The organism is Mesorhizobium australicum WSM2073 (genome assembly GCF_000230995.2).
GTDB classification, from domain to species: domain Bacteria; phylum Pseudomonadota; class Alphaproteobacteria; order Rhizobiales; family Rhizobiaceae; genus Mesorhizobium; species Mesorhizobium australicum.
In genome coordinates, this window is the sequence record NC_019973.1 from 5,887,596 (window position 1) to 5,909,319 (window position 21,724).

The 21,724-nt window shown below is 59.0% G+C and carries 14 protein-coding genes and 9 pseudogenes; 6 read left to right on the forward strand and 17 right to left on the reverse strand.

Annotated features, from left to right (window positions below; translation table 11 throughout):
* Positions 1-240: 240 nt before the first annotated feature.
* From MESAU_RS28285 to MESAU_RS28325, 10 genes are all read right to left on the reverse strand, one after another.
* Entirely contained in the window at positions 241-1,347 is a 1,107-nt protein-coding gene (locus tag MESAU_RS28285; RefSeq protein ID WP_013533458.1) for an alcohol dehydrogenase family protein, read from the reverse strand.
* A gap of 16 nt (positions 1,348-1,363) precedes the next feature.
* The gene (locus tag MESAU_RS28290; RefSeq protein ID WP_013533459.1) at positions 1,364-2,470 is read right to left on the reverse strand and encodes a mandelate racemase/muconate lactonizing enzyme family protein; all 1,107 of its coding nucleotides are present in this window, start codon (positions 2,468-2,470) and stop codon (positions 1,364-1,366) included.
* A gap of 16 nt (positions 2,471-2,486) precedes the next feature.
* On the reverse strand, positions 2,487-2,846 hold the full coding sequence (locus tag MESAU_RS28295; protein ID WP_013533460.1) for a carboxymuconolactone decarboxylase family protein: 360 nt from the start codon (positions 2,844-2,846) through the stop codon (positions 2,487-2,489).
* A gap of 9 nt (positions 2,847-2,855) precedes the next feature.
* Complete coding sequence (locus MESAU_RS28300; protein WP_013533461.1) at positions 2,856-4,310, reverse strand: aldehyde dehydrogenase family protein; 1,455 nt, start codon at positions 4,308-4,310, stop codon at positions 2,856-2,858.
* Positions 4,303-5,406: an aromatic ring-hydroxylating oxygenase subunit alpha gene (locus MESAU_RS28305; protein ID WP_013533462.1), complete on the reverse strand. Its 1,104-nt coding sequence runs from the start codon at positions 5,404-5,406 to the stop codon at positions 4,303-4,305. The genes MESAU_RS28300 and MESAU_RS28305 overlap by 8 nt, the downstream gene beginning before the upstream one ends.
* Positions 5,403-5,768 (reverse strand): 2-oxoglutarate and iron-dependent oxygenase domain-containing protein, encoded by a 366-nt coding sequence (locus MESAU_RS28310; protein ID WP_013533463.1) that lies wholly within the window; start codon positions 5,766-5,768, stop codon positions 5,403-5,405. Before MESAU_RS28310 ends, MESAU_RS28305 begins: the two co-directional genes overlap by 4 nt.
* Positions 5,765-6,472: a class I SAM-dependent DNA methyltransferase gene (locus tag MESAU_RS28315; RefSeq protein ID WP_013533464.1), complete on the reverse strand. Its 708-nt coding sequence runs from the start codon at positions 6,470-6,472 to the stop codon at positions 5,765-5,767. The genes MESAU_RS28310 and MESAU_RS28315 overlap by 4 nt, the downstream gene beginning before the upstream one ends.
* Complete coding sequence (locus tag MESAU_RS28320) at positions 6,469-7,791, reverse strand: NAD(P)-dependent oxidoreductase (RefSeq protein WP_013533465.1); 1,323 nt, start codon at positions 7,789-7,791, stop codon at positions 6,469-6,471. Before MESAU_RS28320 ends, MESAU_RS28315 begins: the two co-directional genes overlap by 4 nt.
* A gap of 250 nt (positions 7,792-8,041) precedes the next feature.
* A complete protein-coding gene (locus MESAU_RS32490; RefSeq protein WP_245262920.1) occupies positions 8,042-8,161 on the reverse strand; it encodes a hypothetical protein in 120 nt (39 codons plus the stop codon).
* A gap of 185 nt (positions 8,162-8,346) precedes the next feature.
* Positions 8,347-9,369, reverse strand: a complete 1,023-nt coding sequence (locus MESAU_RS28325) for a D-alanine--D-alanine ligase family protein (RefSeq protein ID WP_013533466.1) — start codon at positions 9,367-9,369, stop codon at positions 8,347-8,349.
* A gap of 1,689 nt (positions 9,370-11,058) precedes the next feature.
* On the opposite strand from MESAU_RS28325, the pseudogene MESAU_RS30730 reads away from it, so the two are divergent.
* A pseudogene (locus MESAU_RS30730) lies at positions 11,059-11,540 on the forward strand (integrase core domain-containing protein); the annotation flags it as partial.
* A gap of 6 nt (positions 11,541-11,546) precedes the next feature.
* On the opposite strand, the gene MESAU_RS28335 reads toward MESAU_RS30730, so the two are convergent.
* A complete protein-coding gene (locus tag MESAU_RS28335; protein ID WP_013533467.1) occupies positions 11,547-12,833 on the reverse strand; it encodes an ATP-grasp domain-containing protein in 1,287 nt (428 codons plus the stop codon).
* Between the two features lie 245 nt (positions 12,834-13,078).
* Positions 13,079-13,322, reverse strand: a pseudogene (locus tag MESAU_RS30735) (IS110 family transposase); the annotation flags it as partial.
* A 14-nt stretch (positions 13,323-13,336) separates the two neighbouring features.
* On the opposite strand from MESAU_RS30735, the pseudogene MESAU_RS28340 reads away from it, so the two are divergent.
* Positions 13,337-13,625 (forward strand): annotated as a pseudogene (locus MESAU_RS28340) (integrase core domain-containing protein); the annotation flags it as partial.
* A 273-nt stretch (positions 13,626-13,898) separates the two neighbouring features.
* Here the strand turns inward: MESAU_RS28340 and MESAU_RS32100 are convergent.
* A pseudogene (locus MESAU_RS32100) lies at positions 13,899-14,099 on the reverse strand (IS110 family RNA-guided transposase); the annotation flags it as partial.
* Between the two features lie 15 nt (positions 14,100-14,114).
* On the opposite strand from MESAU_RS32100, the pseudogene MESAU_RS30740 reads away from it, so the two are divergent.
* From MESAU_RS30740 to MESAU_RS28360, 3 pseudogenes are all read left to right on the forward strand, one after another.
* Positions 14,115-14,765: pseudogene (locus MESAU_RS30740) on the forward strand (IS110 family RNA-guided transposase); the annotation flags it as partial.
* 183 nt (positions 14,766-14,948) lie between these two features.
* Positions 14,949-15,935: pseudogene (locus MESAU_RS28355) on the forward strand (IS110 family RNA-guided transposase).
* A gap of 72 nt (positions 15,936-16,007) precedes the next feature.
* Positions 16,008-16,814, forward strand: a pseudogene (locus tag MESAU_RS28360) (IS5 family transposase); the annotation flags it as partial.
* 395 nt (positions 16,815-17,209) lie between these two features.
* Here MESAU_RS28360 and MESAU_RS28365 read toward each other — a convergent pair.
* The 4 genes and pseudogenes from MESAU_RS28365 to MESAU_RS32105 all read right to left on the reverse strand — a co-directional run.
* Entirely contained in the window at positions 17,210-18,139 is a 930-nt protein-coding gene (locus tag MESAU_RS28365) for a 2-oxoglutarate and iron-dependent oxygenase domain-containing protein (protein ID WP_013533468.1), read from the reverse strand.
* A gap of 173 nt (positions 18,140-18,312) precedes the next feature.
* Complete coding sequence (locus MESAU_RS28370) at positions 18,313-19,152, reverse strand: 2OG-Fe(II)-dependent halogenase WelO5 family protein (protein WP_013533469.1); 840 nt, start codon at positions 19,150-19,152, stop codon at positions 18,313-18,315.
* Complete coding sequence (ectB, locus tag MESAU_RS28375; RefSeq protein WP_013533470.1) at positions 19,145-20,401, reverse strand: diaminobutyrate--2-oxoglutarate transaminase; 1,257 nt, start codon at positions 20,399-20,401, stop codon at positions 19,145-19,147. The genes MESAU_RS28370 and ectB overlap by 8 nt, the downstream gene beginning before the upstream one ends.
* A 342-nt stretch (positions 20,402-20,743) precedes the next feature.
* A pseudogene (locus MESAU_RS32105) lies at positions 20,744-21,024 on the reverse strand (integrase core domain-containing protein); the annotation flags it as partial.
* On the opposite strand from MESAU_RS32105, the pseudogene MESAU_RS28380 reads away from it, so the two are divergent.
* Positions 20,959-21,600 (forward strand): annotated as a pseudogene (locus MESAU_RS28380) (amino acid ABC transporter ATP-binding protein); the annotation flags it as partial. The pseudogenes MESAU_RS32105 and MESAU_RS28380 overlap by 66 nt on opposite strands.
* Positions 21,601-21,724: the final 124 nt, after the last annotated feature.

Consider the following 21,724-nt stretch of genomic DNA (forward strand, 5'->3'; position numbering starts at 1 on the left):
GCCCCCTGTGGTGAGGGACAGCCGGCAACTTCCAGTCCGGGCAAGAGTTCATCGAGCGGGCTGACGATGTGGTCATTGATGCTAGATAGCACGTTGGCGAGACAGTCCTGCAGGTTCAGGTCGGAGAGTTTCGCCGGTCCAATGGTCATCTGATCAGCGATGGTCGCCCCGCAAGGGGAGCGCGACGCGGCGGACGGGGGCGCAGGGCTGATCCTCAGCGTCCCATCCAGCCGCGAAACGTCAGGACATAGCGACCACGATATTGCCGACATGCCGCTTTTCCATGAACGCCTGCTGGGCAGCGGCAAGCTCGCGTAGTGGGTACTGAGCGGCGAGTATCGGCTTCAGCAGACCCCGCTCGATCAGGCGAACAAGGCGTGATGCCGTGCCTGGGGGCACGATCGTCGCGCCGGTGAGTTGCAGGTCCTTGTAGACCAGTTGGCGCAGGTCGAATTCGACAACCGGCCCGGCGATCGCGCCTGAAGTGGAATAGCGGCCGCCGTGACGCAACGCCTCGATCAAATATCCGAAAACGCTGCCGCCAACGACGTCGAGTGCGACATCGACACCGCCGCCGACAGCCGCGCGAATTGCTTCGGCCAAGTCGGGCGATGCGCGGTCAATCACCGTCTCAGCGCCGAGTTCCTCGAGCAGGGCCGCCTTCGAGCGCGAGGCGATCGCGATGACGCGAGCGCCGCGCAACCGGCAAAGTTGTATCGCGGCCGATCCCACTCCTCCCGAGGCGCCGGCGATCACCACGGCCTCCCCAGGCTTCAGACAGGTGCGCGAGATCAAATTCTCCGCCGTGGTGTAGGCACAGGGAAAGGTTGCCAGCTCGGCATCCGACAGCGGGCTCTCGATTCGGATCGCGTTGTCGCCGCGCACGGTAGTGAAGTCGGCAAATCCGCCGTCGCATTCGGACCCGAAATAGGCCGCGCTTTTGGCGTCAAACCAGTCCTCCGGGCCAAGCAGCCACGGGTCGACGATAACCCGTTCGCCGATCCGGCCGGTGTCAACGCCGTCGCCGATGGCCACGATCCGGCCCGCCACATCGGCGCCCTGGACGCGCGGAAACTGCAGCGCCGCGCTTCCCCAACCGCCGACATCGGCCTCGGCCACGGCGAAGCCCGCGCTGCCGCTCGACAGCGTGATGCCGTCATGGACGGCTTTGGAATACCATGCGGTGCGGGTGTTGATGTCGGTGTTGTTGAGGCCGCAGGCTCCGACCTTGATCAACACTTCGCCGGCAGCCGGCGCGGGAATGGGCCAATCTTCGCGGTATTCGAGCTTATCGAGACCGCCGTGGCCGGTCAGGATCACCGCACGCATAGATGTCGGCCGAGTCACGTTTTTCTCCTCGGGATCACGAATAGACCGCAACTGCCTCACCCAGCACCTCGACGTCCGGTTCGACGCCGAGACCGGGGTCGCTCGGCGGGGTAGCAAAGCCGTCGATGTTCCTGGCACCCTGGCCCGCAACCAGGTCGACAGCGAGATGATGATGGCAAAGCCAGCTCGCAAGCCTGTTTTCGGCTGCCGTGGAGGACGCCAGGTGGATGGCAGCCGTATCGGCCAGTGCGGAGCCGCCGAGGTCCTCGATATGCATCTGCCACCCCACCGACACGCCGAAATCCCGGATCTGCCTGGCCTTAGTCAGTCCCCCGACCCGGTTCGGCTTCACCTTGACGCCTTCGCAGGCACCGAGCTTCCAGGCTTCCAGATGGTCCTCGAAAGTGTGCAGGCATTCGTCCAGCATGATCGGCTGGCTCACCCTTCTCGCCACCTGCGCGCACTGCGACAGGGTCTGGCAGGGCTGCTCGACCCAGCCCCGCAGGCCTACATTATTCAAGACCCGGATCGCGACCGCCGGCAGCCAGGCACGATTGACATCATAGGTCACGGTCTCGTCGGGCTGCAGGGCGGCCTCGATTGCCTCTATCCTGGAGATGTCGTGCGCCGGGTCGCTGCCACCCACCTTTGCCGAATGGGTGCGGTAGCCGTGCGCATACGCCTCCCGGATAAGGGCAATCATCTCCTCATTCGAGCCGGTCGAGATCGACGAATTGACTGCGACCGGATCTGCTTCTTCGCCACCAAACAGGCGCCACAGCGGCATGCCGCTCGCCCTGCCGAGAATGTCCCAGCAGGCCATGTCGATGGCCGACTTGACGTAGAGATGGCCGGGCAAGGCTTTGTCCATAGTGCGGTTGATCGCGTCAAGCGCGCACGGGTCGCGCCCGAGCAGCGCTGGCACCAGCGTTGCGATGCCAGCCCGGATGCCAGGTCCGTGGGCAGGCAGGTAGGTGTTGCCCCATGGACAGCCTTCGCCCCAGCCGGACAGACCGGCATCCGTGTCGATGCGCACGAAAGTGCTGTCGAGTTTCTCGAACTTCAGCCGGCCGCCGGACAGCCAGTAAGGTTTCGTCAGCGGAAGCTCGTGCTGCCACACGTAAATCCGGGTGATCTTCATAGCAGCGGGGCGCTCCTCAAGAACCTTGCTGGCGACACGAAAGCTCAAGCGCCTGCGGCACGCCACAGTAGATACCGACGACATGGATCGCGGCGCGGATCTCTTCCATGGACACACCGTTGTTGAGCGCGCCGCGGCAATGGGTTTCCCACTCGTGCATCTTTCCGAGCCCCCCGATTATCGCGAGGTTCATGAGCGATCGCGTCTGGGCGTCGAGCGCTTCGTCGCCCCAGCCGAACCCCCAGCACCAGGCGGTCATCGCCTCTTGGAAGGGACGGGTGAAGGCGTCTGCAGCGGCGAGGTTCTTCTCCACGTATTCGGCCTCCAAGGTGGCCTTGCGCCTGGGAAGGCCCTCGTCGAACAAATCTTTCTTCACACGAAACTCCTAAGATTGAAGTGAGATCGCGATGTTCTTGGTTTGCACGTAGTTCCATAACGCCTCGCGGCCCTTTTCCCGCCCGTAGCCGGACTTGCCATAGCCGCCGAAGGGCGTCTCGACGCCCCCGGCGAACCATTCGTTAACGAAGACTTGTCCGGCGCGCAGCCGCGCGGCTGTTTTCATCGCTCGGGTGACGTCGGCGGTAAAGACGCCACCTACGAGCCCGTAATCGGTTCCGTTGGCAATGCGCACTGCCTCCTCGTCCTCACCGAACTTTAGGACGGACAGGACCGGTCCGAAGATCTCGTCTCGGGCGATGTTCATGTCCGGTGTAACACCGTCAAATATGGTCGGCTCGAGGAAGTAACCGGGCTGGTTGAGTTTGCGACCACCGACCACGGGTCGGGCGCCCTGGCGTTTAGCCTCGCGGCACATTGCCTCGGCGCGATCGCGCTGAGCAGCGGAGATCATCGCCCCCATATTTGCGCCGAAGTCCGGTCGATCGAGGCCCGGTCCGACCGAGATCGAGCGGGCCATATCGGCCACCCGTTCGACGACCTCGTCGTGAACGTCATCATGGACGATCAGTCTGGACATGGCGGAGCATACCTGGCCGGCATTGAAGAAAATCCCCCAGCGCACCGACGACACAAGCGCGTCGAGGTCGGCGTCGGGCCAGACGATCGCGGCCGATTTGCCGCCGAGCTCCAGCACGCAGGGGACGACGTTCCTGGCCGCAGCTGAGGCGATACTGATGCCAGTCGTCACGGAGCCGATGAAGACGATCTGGCTGACGTCTCGGTGGCCGACCAGCGATGCCCCGGCTTCGCGACCAAGCCCGCACAGTATGTTGACTGCGCCGCGCGGCAGGCCAGCATGCTCGGCCGCCTTAGCGATGTATGCGCTGGACAGCGGGGCGAGTTCGGGGGTCTTGACGACGCAGGCATTGCCCGTGGCCAAAGCCGGCGCTAGCGAGCGTGCGGCCATCTCCAGCGGATAGTTCCACGGGATCACCTGCGCGGACACGCCATAGGGCTCGTAGCTGGTGAAGTCGTAATAGCCCTCGCCGAGCGGGATCGAGCGGCCCTCGAACGTTTCGGCCTGGTTGCCGTAATATTCGAAGTAACGCGCCGCACCCTCGACCTCGAGCCGCGCCTCCCAGAGCGGCTTGCCCGCCTCACGACACAGCACTTCCGCAATGATGTCGATATTGGCCAGAAGGTAGTCACCCATCGCCTGGACCATCCGGCCGCGCTCGACCGGACGCATTGCAGTCAGCACGCCAGTTTCGTGACACGCTCTGGCAGCTACGACCGCACGGTTGACATCGCCGGCATCGGCAAGCCCCTGCTCGGCCAGATTTTCACCTGTTGCGGGATCGTCGACCACGATCCTGCCGGCACCGCCGTCGGTCCATGCGCCGTCAATATAGTTCTGCCAATATGCCTTAACCTCAGGCATGGACGGCCTCGCGCATCCACTCTTGGAGCACACGTATCGAGTGCTCGGAATTGACGCCGCAATTGGGGTCGATAACGAGTGGGCCAGGCCGATAGCCGCGGCTTTTCAGACCGCGCTGGACGGATTCAACGATGTGGATATCTTCCTCCACCGTGGTCGCCCGATCTTGGATAGCCAGCTTGCGTATCATATCCGAATCGGCTCCGTTGATCGTGTACCAGCCGCGCCATACGACGACCTCATCCACGCCCTTGGGGCGCCAGTGATAGGTGTTCAGCACGTTGCCGGGGTAGACCTGGAAGGAGAATGTTGGCCACAAGAACCACGACGAATACTTCCGGGCGCGGGGATTGGCGGCGAGATCAATCGGGTAGCTCATGCGCTCCAGGTTCTGGCATTCGGTTGTATGCCTGAGGCAATAGCCTTGAGGCTGGATGTCATAGGTTTCCGGCTTGATCACGCCGGTCGAAAAAGTTTTGTGATTGAACTGGCAGTGATAGCACTCGGAATAGTTTTCGACGGAGACTTTCCAGTTGCAGCGTTCGGGAATCTCGACCCATTCTAGTGGTTTCAACCGCTCGATGTCAGGGACATATTCAGTTAGTTCTTCTCGAACTCTCGAGAACCATTCATCCATGGGGTGCGCATCTGGATCGAGATTCACGAACACGAAGCCCAGAAAAACCTCGGTTCTCACGGATGGCAAACAAACGTCGTGCCGGTCGAAACCCGGAACCGCCTTAATGTTCGGACCGCTGCGCAGTTGTCCGCTGATCTCATACGTCCAAGCATGATAGGGGCAAACGGTGAGCTTTGAATTTCCGGTCCCGTGCACCAACTCATGCGCCCGGTGCTGGCACACATTGTAGAAGGATCGCACTTCACCGTCGCGATCCCGGATACAGAACAGGTTCTGGCCGGCGATCTCGAACGTGAAGTAGTCGCCCGGCTTCTCCACCAGACTGACGTGCCCGGCAAATTGCCATGAGCGAGCTAGCAGGCCGGCCTGTTCCTTGGCAAAGATCTCTAGGTCGGTGTAGTAATGGGCTTCCAGAGATCGCAGGGGCACAATCGGCGGCATCGCGGGGATATTCATCGTTGATCCTCACTCCAGTAGATACCAAGCTCCTGGCGTCGCTGATGAAATCGCTGGATGTTGCTGACGGCCTCGGGACCAGCCTCGGGATGTAGCACCTCGCCGTGCAAGGGACTGTATCCACGGGCGGTAGTGGGGTACACGTCTTGGGCGGCGTGGCCGAAACGTTCCTTTGTCGATTGTGGCAACGCGAAGAACCGCCGGGAAGCCTGGATGGCTTCTGTAATCTGTTCTTTCGGGATGCCGTGCTCAAGGTAGAAGAACCCGGACTCCTCGCATGCCAGGCGCAGGCGCTCGCGCTCTTCGTGTCGCGTTGCATCGGCTGTCAATTTTGTCAGTGAGATTTGCGGTAGCGTGATCATAGCTGCTTCTCCGTTCGCGCATTGGCTTTATGGGTCACCTGGAAAACCCAGTAGTGGGCGCCCTCCTCCGCGAGGTATCTGCCGTTGCTTAAACACTGTGCCGTCACAAGCAGGTCCTCATCCTGCAGACGCCGCACCTCATCTTCAAAGGATGTGGCCTCCGCATAGCTTTTGCGGGTGCTTGCGATGATGAACCCATCGGGGCGCGTCACGCGAGCAAGTTCGCGCAATGCGTCCGGTCGGACGTGCCCGAGCGTGAAGACGCCGCAGCAAACAGTAATGTCATAAGTCGCACTGGAGTAGTCGGAGAGCGGCCCATTAAGGTCGACATCGCCTTGGACATGGCGGTAGACGTGGCTTTTTCGCGCCTTTCCTGCCATGTCTTCGGAAAGGTCGAACCCGTCTAGCAACTGGAAGCCGAGGCGATTCAACTGCGCGCCAACGAGGCCCGTTCCGCACCCGGCGTCAAGGATTGCGATGGCTGCTCGTTCATTGGCAAAATACGCCGTCTGCACCGCGCTCGCGAGTTCCGCAACAACCGTCGGCCCGCAGTAGCCCTCGCGGCCAACATCCAGTTCATAGGAACTGGCCCATCCGCGATAGAAGCGGGCCAAGCGACCGACGTCGCCGTCGAGGGCATGGGAGTCCTTGATGCGCTTTCGTGCGGCTTGCTCTATTGCCGTCTGCTCATTCAGAGTGGTCATGACAGTTCCTCCGTGTAGGGGTAGATGAGATGGGGTACATTCGTCAGCGGCGGGGCAATGGGCTGTCGGTTGCCGTATTGCTGAGCATGGCTATCCGACCATGCGGAGGCGCCTACGCTCCAGGTGATAACGTCGTGGATCAGGGCATCGCTCAGGCCCATGCCGCGCCCAAGATCAAACGCCTCGTCAAGGATCAGGCGATTCAAGTTAGTGAGCTCGACGGACAGAGACTCGAGTAGCCGTATCTGGACGTCACTTAGCGGGACGTCCTCGAGCGGAAACATATGCTCGCGCTTCGGTTTGATCCGTCCGACGGGATCGGTCAGAAATTCTTGGTCTGGCGGATGCGCGGGGTCGGCACCGTATTTGGATGGCGCGCGATAACCCGGCACTTGCAGTCCAGCGCCGTAGGCCGCCTGCGCCAGTTCGACGACGCTCAGATGGCTGTCGTGTCGATCGAACTTCCTTCCCGCCAGGCTATAGCGCTCTTCGATCGTGCGCCCGATCGGCAGTCCCACGCCGAGTTCGTCGGCCAGCTGGACGGTCAAGTCCATATCCTTCATCGTGATCTCCAGAGTGCAAGAGCGATCGTAACTGCCATCTAGGAGAAACGGGACGAATTGCTCGACTGCAACGGAGTTCGCCGAAGAACCGACAAACTTGCGCCACGCCTGCTGGGCTGGAACGCCGTCGCGTACGCTTCGGCAGAGCGCGTCACCGCTGGCAACGGCCGCAGCGTAAAAGAGAAGGTTCGTCAGAAGTTTGACCGACTGGCCCTGACCGATGTTTCCGACATGGAAGGAGACGGCTCCCATGGCTTGCAACGCCGCCTCGCAACGTACATAGGCTTCCAATGGCCCACCCACGAAGAAGCTGACATTGCCAAAATCGACCCCCATGTGAGACAAGTTGCTCACGGGCGCTTCTAGCGAATACACGCCAATTGCTGCCGCCCGTCGGGCGATCTCGATCGTATTGTGGTAGTCGGTAGTAGACGCGTCGATCCACACGCCGCCCGGTGGCATTCCGGCCATAGCGCCCTGCTCGCCCGTCATGTTGTCAAAGACATCGCGGGGCATCGGCAGACAAGTAATGACAATCTCGCAATCGCGGGCCGCGTCACACGGTGCATCATGCCACCGGGCTCCCTTTTCGACCACGTCTTTTGCAGCCGCGGGATCAATATCGTACACATTCACCAGATAGCCGGCCTCCAGGAGCTTGGCGATCATCGGCCGCCCCATGCTGCCGGTACCAACGAATCCGATGCGTTCGGCGTTGCCGAAAAGAGCGGCGGGCGCGGCTTCTACAGTAGACAATGGGACTTCCTTTCATAGGTCAGTCGCGATTAGTGCTACGTACAGTTCAAACAGAACCTAGGCCCACAAATAAATGGATGATGTCATCATGGCAAGCTTTCTTATATTAAAATCACTTTAAATTTTGCACAATTAATATTTACCAAGCATATGTGGATATGACGTAATACGGAACCTCGCAAATTGTGGCGCCGACTTGCTTTCATGAGTTGCCGCACAGTTTGATGAAATTTCGAGAATAAGCCAGAATTCATTGGATTGTCGCTATGACAGTGGTCGGCTGAAGGGACGTGGTTGTGCCCGTTCCCAATCGCCGCCCGAGATACATGCGTAATCTTCCGCGGGTCCACGCTTCCAAGTTGGCAAGCACCCCTGGGGTCTGGCAGAAGCCTAAGTAGCCGCGCCATCCGATGAGGTACTGGCTTCGACGCCTGGGCCAGCTGCCGCAGACTTATGCCCCGGGTCTGGCGTACTCATATCCCGGATCAGCGCCTGAATTTGGCGAGGGCCTTCGGCACTATGCGCCGCTCGCTCCCGTCATTCGCGATGCTCACTTCAGGAACTTCCGATCCTCCGGCCGCGATTCGACGCGTGTTCGGCGTTGGGGATGCCGATTCCGAAATACCGCATGTGCGCAACATCAAGGATGCGATTTACCAAACTCGAGAAGGTGTATCCGGCGGTCCTCGCTGCCAGAACATAAGAGGCGCGCATACGGAGTGACGGCATGTTGTTGATCTCGAGGACAAAGGCCTGGCCGGAGCGGTCGATCCGTAGGTCGACGCGGGCGTAGTCCCGGCACTGGCACTCAAGGAACGTCGCAACCGAAATATCTTGCAGCACAGTCGCAAGCCTACTCCCGATTTGCCCCGGGCAAATTCTCCGCTGCTTAGCTTCCCGAGTCAGACAACGCTTTTCGCGGTCGCGGAAGTCGTATTCCACAAGGGGTAACACCTCGAGCTCTCGATTTCCAAGCAGCGCGACAGTGATTTCTCGCCCATCAATGTATTCTTCGACGAGTGCGTCCTGAGCATACAGCGTTACGATCACCTCCACGGCCTGCCTCAACTGAGCGGGCTCATGTGCCAGCTGTAACCCGAAGCTCGCGCATTCGTAACGCGGCTTCACTACCAATGGGAATCGCAGGTCGCCGGTAGTCTCGGTGCCGAGACGCATCACCCGAAAATTTGGCGTCGGCACTCCGCGATCGCGGATGAGCCTCTTGATGATGACCTTGTCGAACGCCAGACCATATCCAAGCGGGCCCGGTCCGGTACACGGCACGCCTGCCATCTCAAGCATGGCCGGAACGCCGGCTTCAGGGCGCTCGCCCTGACTTCCCCACGCCAAGTTGAAGACGATCCCCGAGGGCCGGGATTGCCGATCGGGGGGCATGAACCGCTCGAGCGTAGCGAGCAGTCCTTTGTCGCCGTCGCAAATCAGCGTCTCGTGACCTCCCTCTTGCAGCGCCGCCACCACGCTTTCCACCTCTTCGCGGTCGCCGAACTCCGGAATAGGCTGCCCGAACCGGTTGATCACACCTGTATGATCATGGTTCGATACGACTGCTACCCGCATAAGCTACTCCCTTGATGTTTGTCCGCCGTCACGTTTATTCGCTCGCCTTCTGTCAATCGAAGGGATCAGCACGTCTGGAGCCCGTGCCCCTTCACTACGTTCCATGCAATCGCCGTGCCGCCGAAGACATGGCGCGAGCAAGAGGAATAATCATGTCATCTGCGCTGCGCCGGCGGAATGGTCGCGCCCCGGTGTGTGGGGATTCGAATATAGACGTCATGAATGGTACACGGTTGAGTACGACAGCAATCGGCGTCTGTCTTATGAGCGGATGATGACGAATTGCCCCCGCTCTTGGAAGATCCCGTGCCATCACCAGTGCCAGTCAGGATTTCCATTGCACTGAACGGCCGCGTGGCTTGGAAAAAAGACACAGGCTGATGCCGCATGCCTGCCGAGCGCACCGCACCATATCCAGGCGCACCGCATGCGCGCGCTCTCATGCCGCTTGGCCACCCGCACCATGATACACCGTCTAGGCACGATCGCACCGCAGCGCTCTATGATTATGCCTTGCATCATGTGGTGCGCACCGCTGGCCGAGCACGGCCGCACTGCTCACCTTGGCTAATTGGGTCGCCTCAAGCACACCCCGAAACGGGGATCACCTCTCTTTCAATAAATGCCGGTTCGCTGTACGGTGCACACCAAAAGTTGAGAGTGTAGTCCGAGCTGGTTCGCACGATGGGCAGCTCGCATATGCGGAGCGAGCCTGGTTGGCGAAATGACAACGTCGGGCGAGCTTACTGAGGGGCTGCACTCGAAACTTGAAGTAGTTGCCGAGGCGACGCTCCTTTGATCGTTCCGGTCGTCCAGCTCGTAAACGCGAGAGATAGCGCTGCGGTTGTGGGAGATAACTGATAATGGCGGCCGATTGCCGAGCGCTTCAGGATCCGGATTCACGCCAATGCCCAGGCCCTCAGGCGGCGCAATATGGCCGCTGCGGCGAGCTGGGGCGAAAGGATCGAGCCGCGGAGTAACGTAACTCGATAGATCGCATGCATTCATGATCCGGCTGGATGGCGTCGACGCGCCAAGTGAAGGAGTGCACCCGTCGTAACGTCGGACCCCCATGTACCCTCGATACACATCACCCCAACCGCGATTCTTTCGTCGGTATCGACGCGGAGCAATGTGAGGCGATGGTATAGGAGGTCGTTCCACCCGCCAAGTTATAAGGAACATGGCTGATCAATGGCACTTGCCAAACCACTAGGCAGGTGATTTTCATTTGAAAGGCGTCGCATCTGAGCACCCTCCGCGCGTCTGAAGCACATTCTTGGCGAGATCTAGTCCCATTGTGACTCCGTCATTAAGATTGCGCCAGCCGCCTCTTAAGATTCCTGATCTCCTTCTTCGTCAAACCGAACTATCTACTGCAACTCTCGCGCCCGCCCGGCGCCATTCCGAGTTTCCCAGATCAAGTCCAAGTTGCGTAACATCACTTCCGTAACGCTGAAGGTTTGCTTCCCTTGCCGGGAAGTTAGGCGAGCGTCGATGTCCGGATAGATAAAGAAGGGAAGGGAAATTCGTTCGGCCGGACCGGTGTGCACGACCTGATGGGGCGTGCTCTGCAATTATATTTACAATCGCGTCAGATGAATATCTCTCACGTTTTCCTCGCTTATAGCAATACCCAAATTCATGAATAATGTGCGTGCAGGCTTGGCATGTTCCTGGCCATCGACCGACCAGGTCTCTAAGTTCACCACGTCGAGTTCCATCACTGCGCTGGCAAGATGGAAGGCGCGGCCTTCCTCAGGAACGAACTGCCCAAAACCGCGATGGTCCCAACCGACGCTTCCTTGGGCCGCACATCTTCGACCGCGTCTGCATCATCATGGGATCGAGCACCGGCTGACCAAACTACCATCCTTGAACCAGCGGTCAGGCCGAGCGGATGAACCGGACAATCGAGGATGCCACGGTCAAGGTCTACCACTACGACGATCTAGAAAGCCTCAAGGCCCATGTCGTGGCCTTCGTCGCCGCCTACAACTTCGCCAAGCACCTCAAGGCTCTGCGATGGAAAACACTCTACCATGATCTGCGGGGCATGGACGAAAGACCCGTCAATCTTCAAGATCGATCCGCGCCATCTCATGCCGGGACCACACAAACAAAGTCATCTCGACCTGCAACTCCCCGGTCTCGAGTGCACCAATCTTTGACGACGATCACCCGTTGCGTAGCTTCCTCCTCTGGTGCGGAGGGTGAGGGGCTTCAGATTGTTCCTGTTCGCCGGAGGTCGGAAAAGGTGTGATCGACCAATTGATTAAGTTGACGGCTCCCTCAAGTATCGTCTCGGTCTCAGAATAGCTGGGTGAAGCAGCGACGACATGTCCGATGCGGTCTCGATAGTCGCCTTTCCTGACGATCGGTGTCTTGGGTTTGGCGTACAATTCCACCTCGGCGACGCCAGGTAAACCAGCCGCCTGACAGTCGCCACTGATCCAATCTAGGGTGCCATCGCGATCTGCGATCAGGAACCGCGCGCCCGCAGAATGCGAATACTTTTTGCGCAAATCCGATCCCTCGCCGACCGTTAGCTTGATGTGCTCGGTGACGAGGTCGACGCCGTAAGCCAGCTGAACCAGCTGAGGATTGGCCCCACCCGCAATGCGCGGATTGACTTCAATGACGACGGGGCCACGCTTCGTCCACCGGAATTCAACGAAGGATGGCCCCCAGCCAAGGCCGAGAGCTCGCAAACAGCTGAGCGAAAGGTCGGCGATGCATTTATACTCCTCACTAGTCAGCGGGGCTGGATGGATGTACTCACGAAAGATGAAATGCGGTGGGGGGCCGAATTCAGCGGCCTCAATCCCAATGACTTCATTTCCCATTATGTCAGCGCTATAGTGCGGGCCTTGTGCGAATTCTTCGACCAATATACGCGGCGAAGACCGGTGCCTCCCGCTCAATAGATAGGTCGCATGTTCGGCTAGATCATCGACGTTGCGGCACAAGCGAACCCCAATGCTTCCGCTGCCTAGGGCTGGCTTGATAACCACCGGCAGACCGATCTGCGCGACAGCGCTTTCAACCTCCGCCGCATTCGCTGCCAAGCGATAAGAAGGCATTGGAACGCCGGCCTCCGCGAGGAGCTGACGTTGAGTAAATTTGTTGCAGCATCCTTCAATCGATGCGGGGTTCGGCCCCGGTAAATCGAAATACCGGCAGAGCTGGCCAACTGTGGCATAGATCGACTCGTCGTCGCCCGCAAAGCCCGTAATGCCAGCAATGTCATACGTCCCACCCAGCCGGGAGCATTCGTAGATCAGCGCATCGAGACTGTTTGTATCGACACGGATTGTCTCGATGCTTTCCGCCGCAAGGTAGTCGTACCGAGCTGGATCAGCCGACAGGGTGATTGGATGAAGACCAAGGCGCTGGGCTGCTTTCATATACAGCAGTCCGATACGATTATGCCCTTCAACCAGGATGAGCGCTCTTCTTGTCATTGGCTGTTCACTCTCCGTTGGGTGCTGTCCGGCTGCCTGAGCGTCAATAGGCGTCGGCTTCTTGTGCCCTACCGAGCCTCAGACCCTTGCGGTGAAGGTAACATTGTCAGCGACTTGCGGTTGCAAAGATACTGTAAAGATGTTTGAAGGATCTGTTGCAGGGTTATGGTTAGCAGCGGTCGGCGGCCGCCTATCCGGAGTCGGCGAGTTCTCCGTGAGAGAAGGCGACGACGCCTCACCATCGATCTGTCGGTCTTGGCACGACGCCGCCGGCGCGACGTGGCAATAGAGGCGGCGTCGACGACATGGCTTTCGATCCCTCGGCCGTGCCAGCAGTCCTGTGATATCGCCGCCGCGGACCGCATGTTTCGACATCTTCTCCCCACTGCGCGGCGACAGCGAGCTGATCAACCAGGTCGATTTGCTGAGTTCCAAAGAAACGAAGATCGCGCCAAGATCGGTGGATAGCGGCAGGCGCCGCAGATCGATCGGCTACAACACGCATCGAACATCGAACCACAAAGCCAAAGCACCCATGGACCAACGGCCGGGTCGAGAGAATGAACCGGACCATCGAGGACGCCACCGTCCAGCGCTTCCACTATGAGAGCCACGATCAGCTCCGGCAGCATTTCACCGACTTCGTCGCTGCGTACAACTTCGCTCGCAGGCTCAAGACCCTCAAGGGCCTCACGCCCTACGAGTTCATTTGCAAGGCATGGGCTGCACAGCAGAACGCTTCAAGCTTGATCCGCTCCGCAAATGCCGGGACTTCTCTATTCGGCGTGTTGAAGGCAATCGCTTTCAAGCTTCCTCTACCACGCGCATTTGATGTCTTTCGCGAGGCCGTGCTTCTCTTCGGGATCGGCGCGTTGGCCCTCCCAGCATGGGATCAGTTGGAGTGAAGGGGACAACATAAACAGCGTTCTCACCATGTTGCCGCGGTGGAAACGAGTCCCGGCACGTCCTCTCTTCATCCTCCGTCCCGCGAAGGACATTCATCCGCCCCTGGCGGATCTGGTTATCGGATGTTCTCCCTTTCGTTTGGTGGACCCGCTTTATCACCGCCGTCGCTTCCTCTCGCGCCCACCGGAACTCATTGCCATCGGACCATATTCTGTGCAGGGCATGGGCAACGGTCGCTCTTTGTCGGCCCCGGCGCTTAGCGACGTTCATCGCCCAAGCTTTCAGCCATGACCACTTTTTCATCACCGTCAGCAAGACTTGAGCGGCTTCATAAAGTAGCGTTCGCATCATGGCGTCACCGCAGGGAATACGTAAGGCTTCGACAGCATGCTGACGCGCGCGCTCGTTGCGGCACGCACCAGGCTGGTCAGGATCACGACCGAACTCTCAAACCAGATCCGAGGGCTCATGAAGACATTCGGACTGCTTGTTCCCGCCGGCAAAGGAAGCACGTTCGAGAGGAATGTCCGCAATCTCCTTGTCGACCAGGACGGCCTCCTATCGTGCTGCCGAGGCTGGAAGCCTGGCGCAACATGCGCGTTCGGGCCGCGGAACTCGGGCGTCAGCTTGTCGCTGGTGCGCGTCAAAGCCGAGCGATCCCCGGTGTCGGCGCAATCACCGCGACTTCGTTCGTGACCGCCGTTGAGGAGCCGGACAACTTCAAGAAATCTCGCTCCGTCGGCGCCTGGCTTGGCCTGACTACCCGACGATACCAATCGGGAGAGGTCGACTATGATGGCCACATATCCCGGCGGGGCGATCGTCATTTGCGGGGGCTTCTCTACGAAGCTGCGACGGTCCCGCAGCTGCGCCGACAGCAGCCTGCGAACATGGGGTCTAAAACTCCGAGAGAGGATAGGCTTCAAACGAGCCGCCGTTGCCGTAGCCCGCAAACTGGCGGTGACAATGCATGCGATGCTCAAGACCGGCGAGTTCTTCGACAGGACCGCTGGCGCGACAGCATGACGGCTTTAAGGATCGCGTTCAGTCTCTGAGCGCGCCGAGACGTCCCTGCCGGGGCGTGGACAGAGCCATTCCGCTGATGGGTTGCACCGCTGGCTCAGCTGAGTGCGGTGCTGCGCTTCTGGCTGATGGGAACGAGGTCACGTCTTTCAGCAGCCTCGACCGCAGGAAAGGGAGAAGCGCAGCATGAAACACTATTGTGCACTGGATGTATCGGTGGAAGAGACCGCGGTTTGCATCATTGATGAAACAGGAACAATTTGCCGCGAAACAAAGGTTACTACTCACCCCGATGATTTGATCTCGGTGATAAAGGACCCGAAGTGGCAGATTGAGCGGATCGGTCTTGAAGCCGGACCACTGTCGCAATGGCTTTACGAGGGACTTGCCAAGGCAGGACTGCCCGTGATCTGCATTGAGACCAGGCATGCCAAGGCATTTGAAAGCTCAACCGAATAAGACCGACCGTAACGATGCCCGTGGGATAGCCCAGATGATGCGCGTCAATCTCTATCGGCCTGTGCATGTGAAGACCCTGACGAGCCAGAAGCACTGGGCATTGCTGACAGCGCGCAAACTCTTGCAGGGAAAAGCCATCGCCATCGAGAATGACATTCGCGGATTGTTGCGCAATTTCGGCCTGAAAGTCGGATTGGTTGGAAAGGTTAAATTCGAGGAGCGGATCAATGGTCTCGTCGAAGACAGGCCTGAGCGACATCATGCAGCCTTTGTTGACTGGGCGCAAATTGCTGCGCCAAGAGTTCACCAAGCTGCACAAGAAGGTCTTGGATTTGGTCCGTGAGGATGAAGTCTGCCGCCGGTTAACGACGATCCCCGGCGTCGGGCCCGTTGTCGCTCTGACCTATACGGCAACCATCGATATACCTGCGCGGTTTGCACATTCAAAGGCAGTTGGTTCGGTGCTCGGCATGACGCCGTATCCTGTTGTGGTGACGCGATGATGCGATCCCTGCTTTAGCAGCGCAGGTCCTGCTGGCTAATGTCAAGAAATGATCTTGGCTAAAAGCCTGGGCGGTGAATATCGCCAAACACCGCGGCAGGCAAAAGGCGGTTGTAGCCTTGGCCCGACGGCTTGCGGTGATCATGCATCGCATGTGGGGTGACGGGACCGAATTCTGCTGGACACGGGAGAGCTTGCCTGTTGCTGCGTAATTAGCAACCAGGATAGCGAGAGCCAAAGGAGACAATAAGATTCCGCCGTCGGTGGAAAGTTGTCCTTCGCAGGGTCGGGCGGCTTGGCCACCGCTGGTCCTGTTCAAGGCGCTTTTACTGCAGTCGCTGTACGGACTTTCGGACCGTGAGTTGGAAGAGGCGCTTGGCGACCGGCTGTCGTTCCGGCGCTTTGTCGGGCTCGGGCTGGAGGAGAGCATTCCCGATCACACGGTGCTTTCGCGCTTTCGCAATCTGCTTGTCGGCGAAGGTCTGCTTGATAAGTTGTTTGGTGAACTGGACCGGCAGTTGGAGAAGGCCGGCGTTATCCTGAAGCGTGGCACGATGCTGGATGCCACGCTGATCAATGCGGTCTCATTGCCGCCGACGGACGAGCGGACCTCAAAGGAAGCGGACGCCCGTGGCACCGTGCGGCAGGGCAAGGGCGGCTTCACCTTCGGCTACAAGGCTCATGTCGGGGTGGATGAGGGCTCTGGCCTGATCCGCACGGTGATCACCACACTAGCCAACGTCAACGACACGGTGATGGCCGATGCCTTGATCTGCGGAGACGAGAAGACGGTGTGGGCGGACGCCGCTTACGACACCCCTGCTCGCCGCGCCCGGCTCAAGGCCGAGGGCAAGAAGGTGCGCATTGCGCGCCGCCCCAACAAGCATCATCCGCAGTTGCCGCCGCTGCTCAAGCACTACAATCGCCTGATCGCAAGACGCCGCGCGACGGTCGAGACTACCTTTGCCACGCTCAAAAACCGCATGAAGCTGACCGCGATCCGTTATGTCGGGCTGGCCAAGGCGACCGCCCAGCTGACGATGGCGGCGACCGCATTCAACATGCGCGGATGGGCCGCCATCACGGGATAGGTGCGCCTACAATCCGGCCGTAAGAGGCCGCACCGCCGCCAAAACCCCACCAAGGCGCTAGAGCTCAAGATTACGAGCGAAATCCCTGCAATCCGATCCCTTCAAACATCCCTCCGCTACTGCGCAACAGGCCCATAATGGGAGGGCCACAAAGGCCGAGCCCGGAGAGAAGCGCGATACTGCGAAGACATCAATGACCATTGGTGCGGATGGTCAGAAGGTGTTTGACCTCACCACGCCAAATAGAGCAGACAACCCATATAAACATCTAGTGTTGGTGTTCGACAAGGTCGCAGAGCTCGACAGAGCCCGGTAGGGAGAGTTCTCTCAGCGCACCTCGCCGAGGTGCGGCGCGTCGTCGCCGTATTTGCGTAGCTTGACAAAGCCCGAACTATCTACTGCAACTCTCGCGCCCGCCCAGCGCCGTTCCGAGTTTCCCAGATCGAGTCAAAGTTGCGTAACATCACTTCCGCAACGCTAAAGGTTTGCTTCCCTTGCCGGGAAGTTAGGCGAGCGTCGATGTCCGGATAGATAAAGAAGGGAAGGGAAATTCGTTCGGCCGGACCGGTGTGCACGACCTGATGGGGCGTGCTCTTAAAGCGGTCTTCGCTCAAGGCCTGAAGCATGTCGCCCAGATTGACAACGAGACTGTCGGGCAAGCTCGGTGCCGGCACCCAGCGCCCCCCGAACCAGACCTGCAAGGAGCGCGTCGGGAGTTCTTCCTGCAGCAGCAGCGTGAAGAACCCATTGTCGGTATGCTTTCCGGCTGTGCCACCAGTAGACGGATACCGGATCACGCGCTGCAGGACGGTCGGCGGGCTGAAATGGCGTCGGAACCAGCCCTCTTCCATTTCGAGCAGGTCGGCCAGCGCGCTTCCGAGCTTCGGCACAACCTCATTGACCACGGTAGCCTGCAAAGCAAGCAGGCTTCGGGCAAAACCAGGAGCCAACGCGTCATCCGGAAGGTGTGTGCGTCCGGCAAACAGGCGCCGGTCACCTTCGTTCTCTATCCCGAGGTCGAACATTTCCTTCGGATCGGGACCAGCCTCGGGATGTAGCACCTCGCCGTGCAAGGGACTGTATCCACGGGCGGTAGTGGGGTACACGTCTTGGGCGGCGTGGCCGAAACGTTCCTTTGTCGATTGTGGCAACGCGAAGAACCGCCGGGAAGCCTGGATGGCTTCTGTAATCTGTTCTTTCGGGATGCCGTGCTCAAGGTAGAAGAACCCGTACTCCTCGCATGCCAGGCGCAGGCGCTCGCGCTCTTCGTGTCGCGTTGCATCGGCTGTCAATTTTGTCAGTGAGATTTGCGGTAGCGTGATCATAGCTGCTTCTCCGTTCGCGCATTGGCTTTATGGGTCACTTGGAAAACCCAGTAGTGGGCGCCCTCCTCCGCGAGGTATCTGCCGTTGCTTAAACACTGTGCCGTCACAAGCAGGTCCTCATCCTGCAGACGCCGCACCTCATCTTCAAAGGATGTGGCCTCCGCCATAGCTTTTCATGTCCACCAGAGAACAAGATCCGCCCGTGCGAACCCGAAAAAGCTGTTCAGCACTAGGCGAGGCTTTCCGTTGCCTGATTGACCGGTGACCCCGTGAACGAAGCCGCCGTCGATCAGGGCGATGTCCCCGGCCTTAAGCTGGAACTCGCGACAAGGAACGGTTTTTAGATAAGCTGCCGAATAGGGATAACCCGTGGCCTCTACACCCTGCAACTTTCGGTCCGCGACGGTCGGCTTATGGCTCCAGAGCCGCAGATTGCCACCTTCCTCGGGCATGCTGGGATAAAAGTTGAGTGCTGCGACAGTGTTGTGCGCCACCGATGAGAGCTCATAACCGCTCCCAGCACATAGGACTTGAGCGACATCGTCGTGGGGGTCCAATGAAAATGTGCCGCTCCCAGACCAGCTGATAGCACGACAAACATTGGCCTGACCGTGTTCTGAACGGGCCAGTCGCAATTCAATGCCCTGATTGTGAAGCTCGCGCTTCAATGCGCTGAATATTGCTCGGACCGGGTCAACCAAATTCTTAAACAGGGCCTCGACGTACGGTCGTGCATTTTCGGCCTCGGCGAAATAGGTGGCTGCATCCTTCCTGTAGTGGGATGCGCCGACATAGTCTCCTGGCACTCCATCTTTTCGCTGCTTGAGACCGGTACTGACACTGAAGTTTGCGCTGATCTCCTCGGCTACTTCAGTACTGAAAGCCTGCTTAACGTGCAGAGCGGTCGTCTCGCCTTTCAGGACTGAGATGATGTCCGCAGTGCTGATCGAGCCGATCCGCTTTATGATGGAAACAGGCGAGATGGCCGGCGCTTGAGGGGCCTTACTACGCATTGTCTTGCTCCTTTAGTGCGTGATCAAGAATGGCAATGCCGTTATCGAGTTCGACATTGGTGATGGTTATCGGCGGGAGAATTTTGATAACGTCGCGAACTGGCCCTGAAGATTCGATAAGCAGACCGTTTTCGAACGCGACATCGTGCACGCGGCCAACAACGGCCGGTGAACGGCACTTGAGGCCAGCCATCAGGCCGCGGCCGCGTTTTTGTTCAATGTATCTGGGAAATTTCGCGACGAGGCCGTCAAGGTGCCCCTGCAGTTTGGCCGCTGTCTGCTCCACGCCTGCAGTAAACCGGCTGTCCGACCACATTTTGGACATGGCCCCTGCCGTCACGAAGGCGAAATTATTGCCTCTGAAGGTCCCGCTATGTTCTCCGGGCTTCCATATGTCTATATCGGGGCGAATAAGGACAATTGAGAACGGACTACCTGAACCGCTCAGTGACTTGGAAAGGCACACGATATCGGGTTCAATTTTCGCGAACTCGAAGGAAAAGAAATCGCCTGTTCGGCCCGCACCCGCCTGGATATCGTCGACGATAAAAACAATGCCGTGCTTGCGGCAAATGCGCTGAATTTCTATGAGCCAAGCCGCGGATGCGGCGTTCATGCCCCCTTCTGCCTGGATGGTCTCCAGAATGATTGCGGCCGGCTTTTCTATGCCGCTCCCTGGGTCGCTCAAAACGCAATCAATGTAATTGGCGGAATCGAACGCTTGGCTCGGATAGCCGTCATAAGGGATACGAATCACATCGTGGCGCGCAACGCCTCCCAGTTCTCTGGTAGACGCCGACCCGGACACCGCCAGCGAGCCGAGGGACATACCGTGGAAAGCATTGGTGAATGCCATGACGCTCGAGCGGCCGGTATACTTTCGCGCAAGGGCCAGCGCCGCTTCGTTGGCGTTCGTGCCGGTTGGCCCCGGAAACTGTATCTTGTAGCAAAGGCCCCTTGGCTTCAGGATCGAATCGACAAAGGCTTCAATGAAGTCACGCTTTGCCACCGTATGCATATCAAGCGACAGGACAATGTTCTCACCGACAAGATATTCAATTGCTGGTCCCATAATATTCGGGTTGTTGTGTCCGTAGTTGAGTGCGCCGGAACCCACAAGGAAATCGATGTGAGGCTTGCCGGTCTCGTCCCAGATCGTCGCCCCCAGGGCCTTCGTAAAGACTGCGGGAAAGGCCCGACAATATCGGCGAACATTGGATTCATGAGCCGTGAAAGCGTTGATGTTCATCTTTAGGTCCTCTGCACGGAGATCATTCACGGGGAGAGTGATAAAACTTTCTGATCGTGGTAAATGTTCTTCACATTGACACCAGAATCGTCGGATCGACTTTTTTTGGGCCGGTACTTCGCCGGAATGCTAATTGGTGTGGCTCTCTCTCTTCAAAATACCCCCATTATTGCGTTGTTCCAGAGCTGGTACCTAGGGGAAATGCGGTGGACAACATATAGATTTTCCAGGCAAGCACCGATACTACGGCATCGAGTAGTTGACGGATCAGCCCCATCGCCCCTGCGAGAATTCGGCCGACCAAAACCATAGGAGTCGTCCGACTGACGTTGCCCCCAGTTTCTATCCAGTTTTGAGTTCGTTTCCGGCGTGGGTTGTGCCCTGCTGGGCGGGTGAAGCGACGGGCGCTGGCGCGGAGCCTTTGGCATAGCGCAGCGCGAGCGACCGTCGCGGGTTGAAGTGCTGGCGAACTCGGCCGCTGTCTGCCAAGCGATTTGGGAGTGCGGCCGCGCGGTGTTGTAGTCGGCGTGCCATAGGGCGATGGCTACGCGTGCCTGAGCCAGCGAGGTAAACAGTGTCTCGTTGAGCAGTTCATCGCGCAATCGGCCGTTGAAGCTCTCGAGGCGCACCAAGAGGGCGAGATCACTGTCAATGGGATCCGGTTGCATAACAAAATGCGCGACCTGACTGAGGTTCGTACGAACGTCGGCATGGTGTTCCAGCACTTCAATCTCTTCCCGCATATGACGGTGCTGATGATCTGCATGGCAGCGCCTGTGTGGATTAAGAGTATGTCCGAGGCCGAGGCAAAGAAGATCGCGCTAAAATTCCTCGAGCGCGTACGCATACCCGAGCAGGCGAACAAATTCCCTGGTCAACTCTCCGGAGGACAACAGCAGCGCGTCGCAATTGCCCGCTCGCTCTGCATGGAGCCTGCGGTCATGCTTTTCGACGAGCCGACCTCGTCTCTCGATCCGGAGATGGTCGCTGAGGTGCTCGAGACCATGACCAGTCTCGCGCGCGAGGGCATGGCGATGGTCTGCGTCACCCACGAGATGGGTTTCGCGCGCTCCGTCGCCGATCGCGTCATCTTCATGGATGCAGGCCGGATCGTCGAGGAAGGCAAGCCGCACGACTTCTTCACCAAGCCTCAGCACGAAAGAACAAAACTCTTCCTCCATCAGATTTTGTCGCACTGAGGTGCGGGTATGCTCGCAACGGCGAACCGGTGATGCTGTTCGCTATTGTCAGCCAGCACTGCCGGTCGAGCGTGGCGCAACAGCTCCTTGTCGACCTCCGCCACCTCGGGATGGGCCAATACAC

Bases quoted from the DNA above. Each gene is read 5' to 3' on its own strand.
- MESAU_RS28335 (WP_013533467.1), bottom strand. From the start codon at position 12,833: ATGACAAGAAGAGCGCTCATCCTGGTTGAAGGGCATAATCGTATCGGA.
- MESAU_RS28310 (WP_013533463.1), bottom strand. From the start codon at position 5,768: ATGATCACGCTACCGCAAATCTCACTGACAAAATTGACAGCCGATGCA.
- MESAU_RS28370 (WP_013533469.1), bottom strand. From the start codon at position 19,152: ATGCGTAGTAAGGCCCCTCAAGCGCCGGCCATCTCGCCTGTTTCCATC.
- ectB (WP_013533470.1), bottom strand. From the start codon at position 20,401: ATGAACATCAACGCTTTCACGGCTCATGAATCCAATGTTCGCCGATAT.
- MESAU_RS28305 (WP_013533462.1), bottom strand. From the start codon at position 5,406: ATGAATATCCCCGCGATGCCGCCGATTGTGCCCCTGCGATCTCTGGAA.
- MESAU_RS28300 (WP_013533461.1), bottom strand. From the start codon at position 4,310: ATGCCTGAGGTTAAGGCATATTGGCAGAACTATATTGACGGCGCATGG.
- MESAU_RS28325 (WP_013533466.1), bottom strand. From the start codon at position 9,369: ATGCGGGTAGCAGTCGTATCGAACCATGATCATACAGGTGTGATCAAC.
- MESAU_RS28365 (WP_013533468.1), bottom strand. From the start codon at position 18,139: ATGATCACGCTACCGCAAATCTCACTGACAAAATTGACAGCCGATGCA.
- MESAU_RS28290 (WP_013533459.1), bottom strand. From the start codon at position 2,470: ATGAAGATCACCCGGATTTACGTGTGGCAGCACGAGCTTCCGCTGACG.
- MESAU_RS28315 (WP_013533464.1), bottom strand. From the start codon at position 6,472: ATGACCACTCTGAATGAGCAGACGGCAATAGAGCAAGCCGCACGAAAG.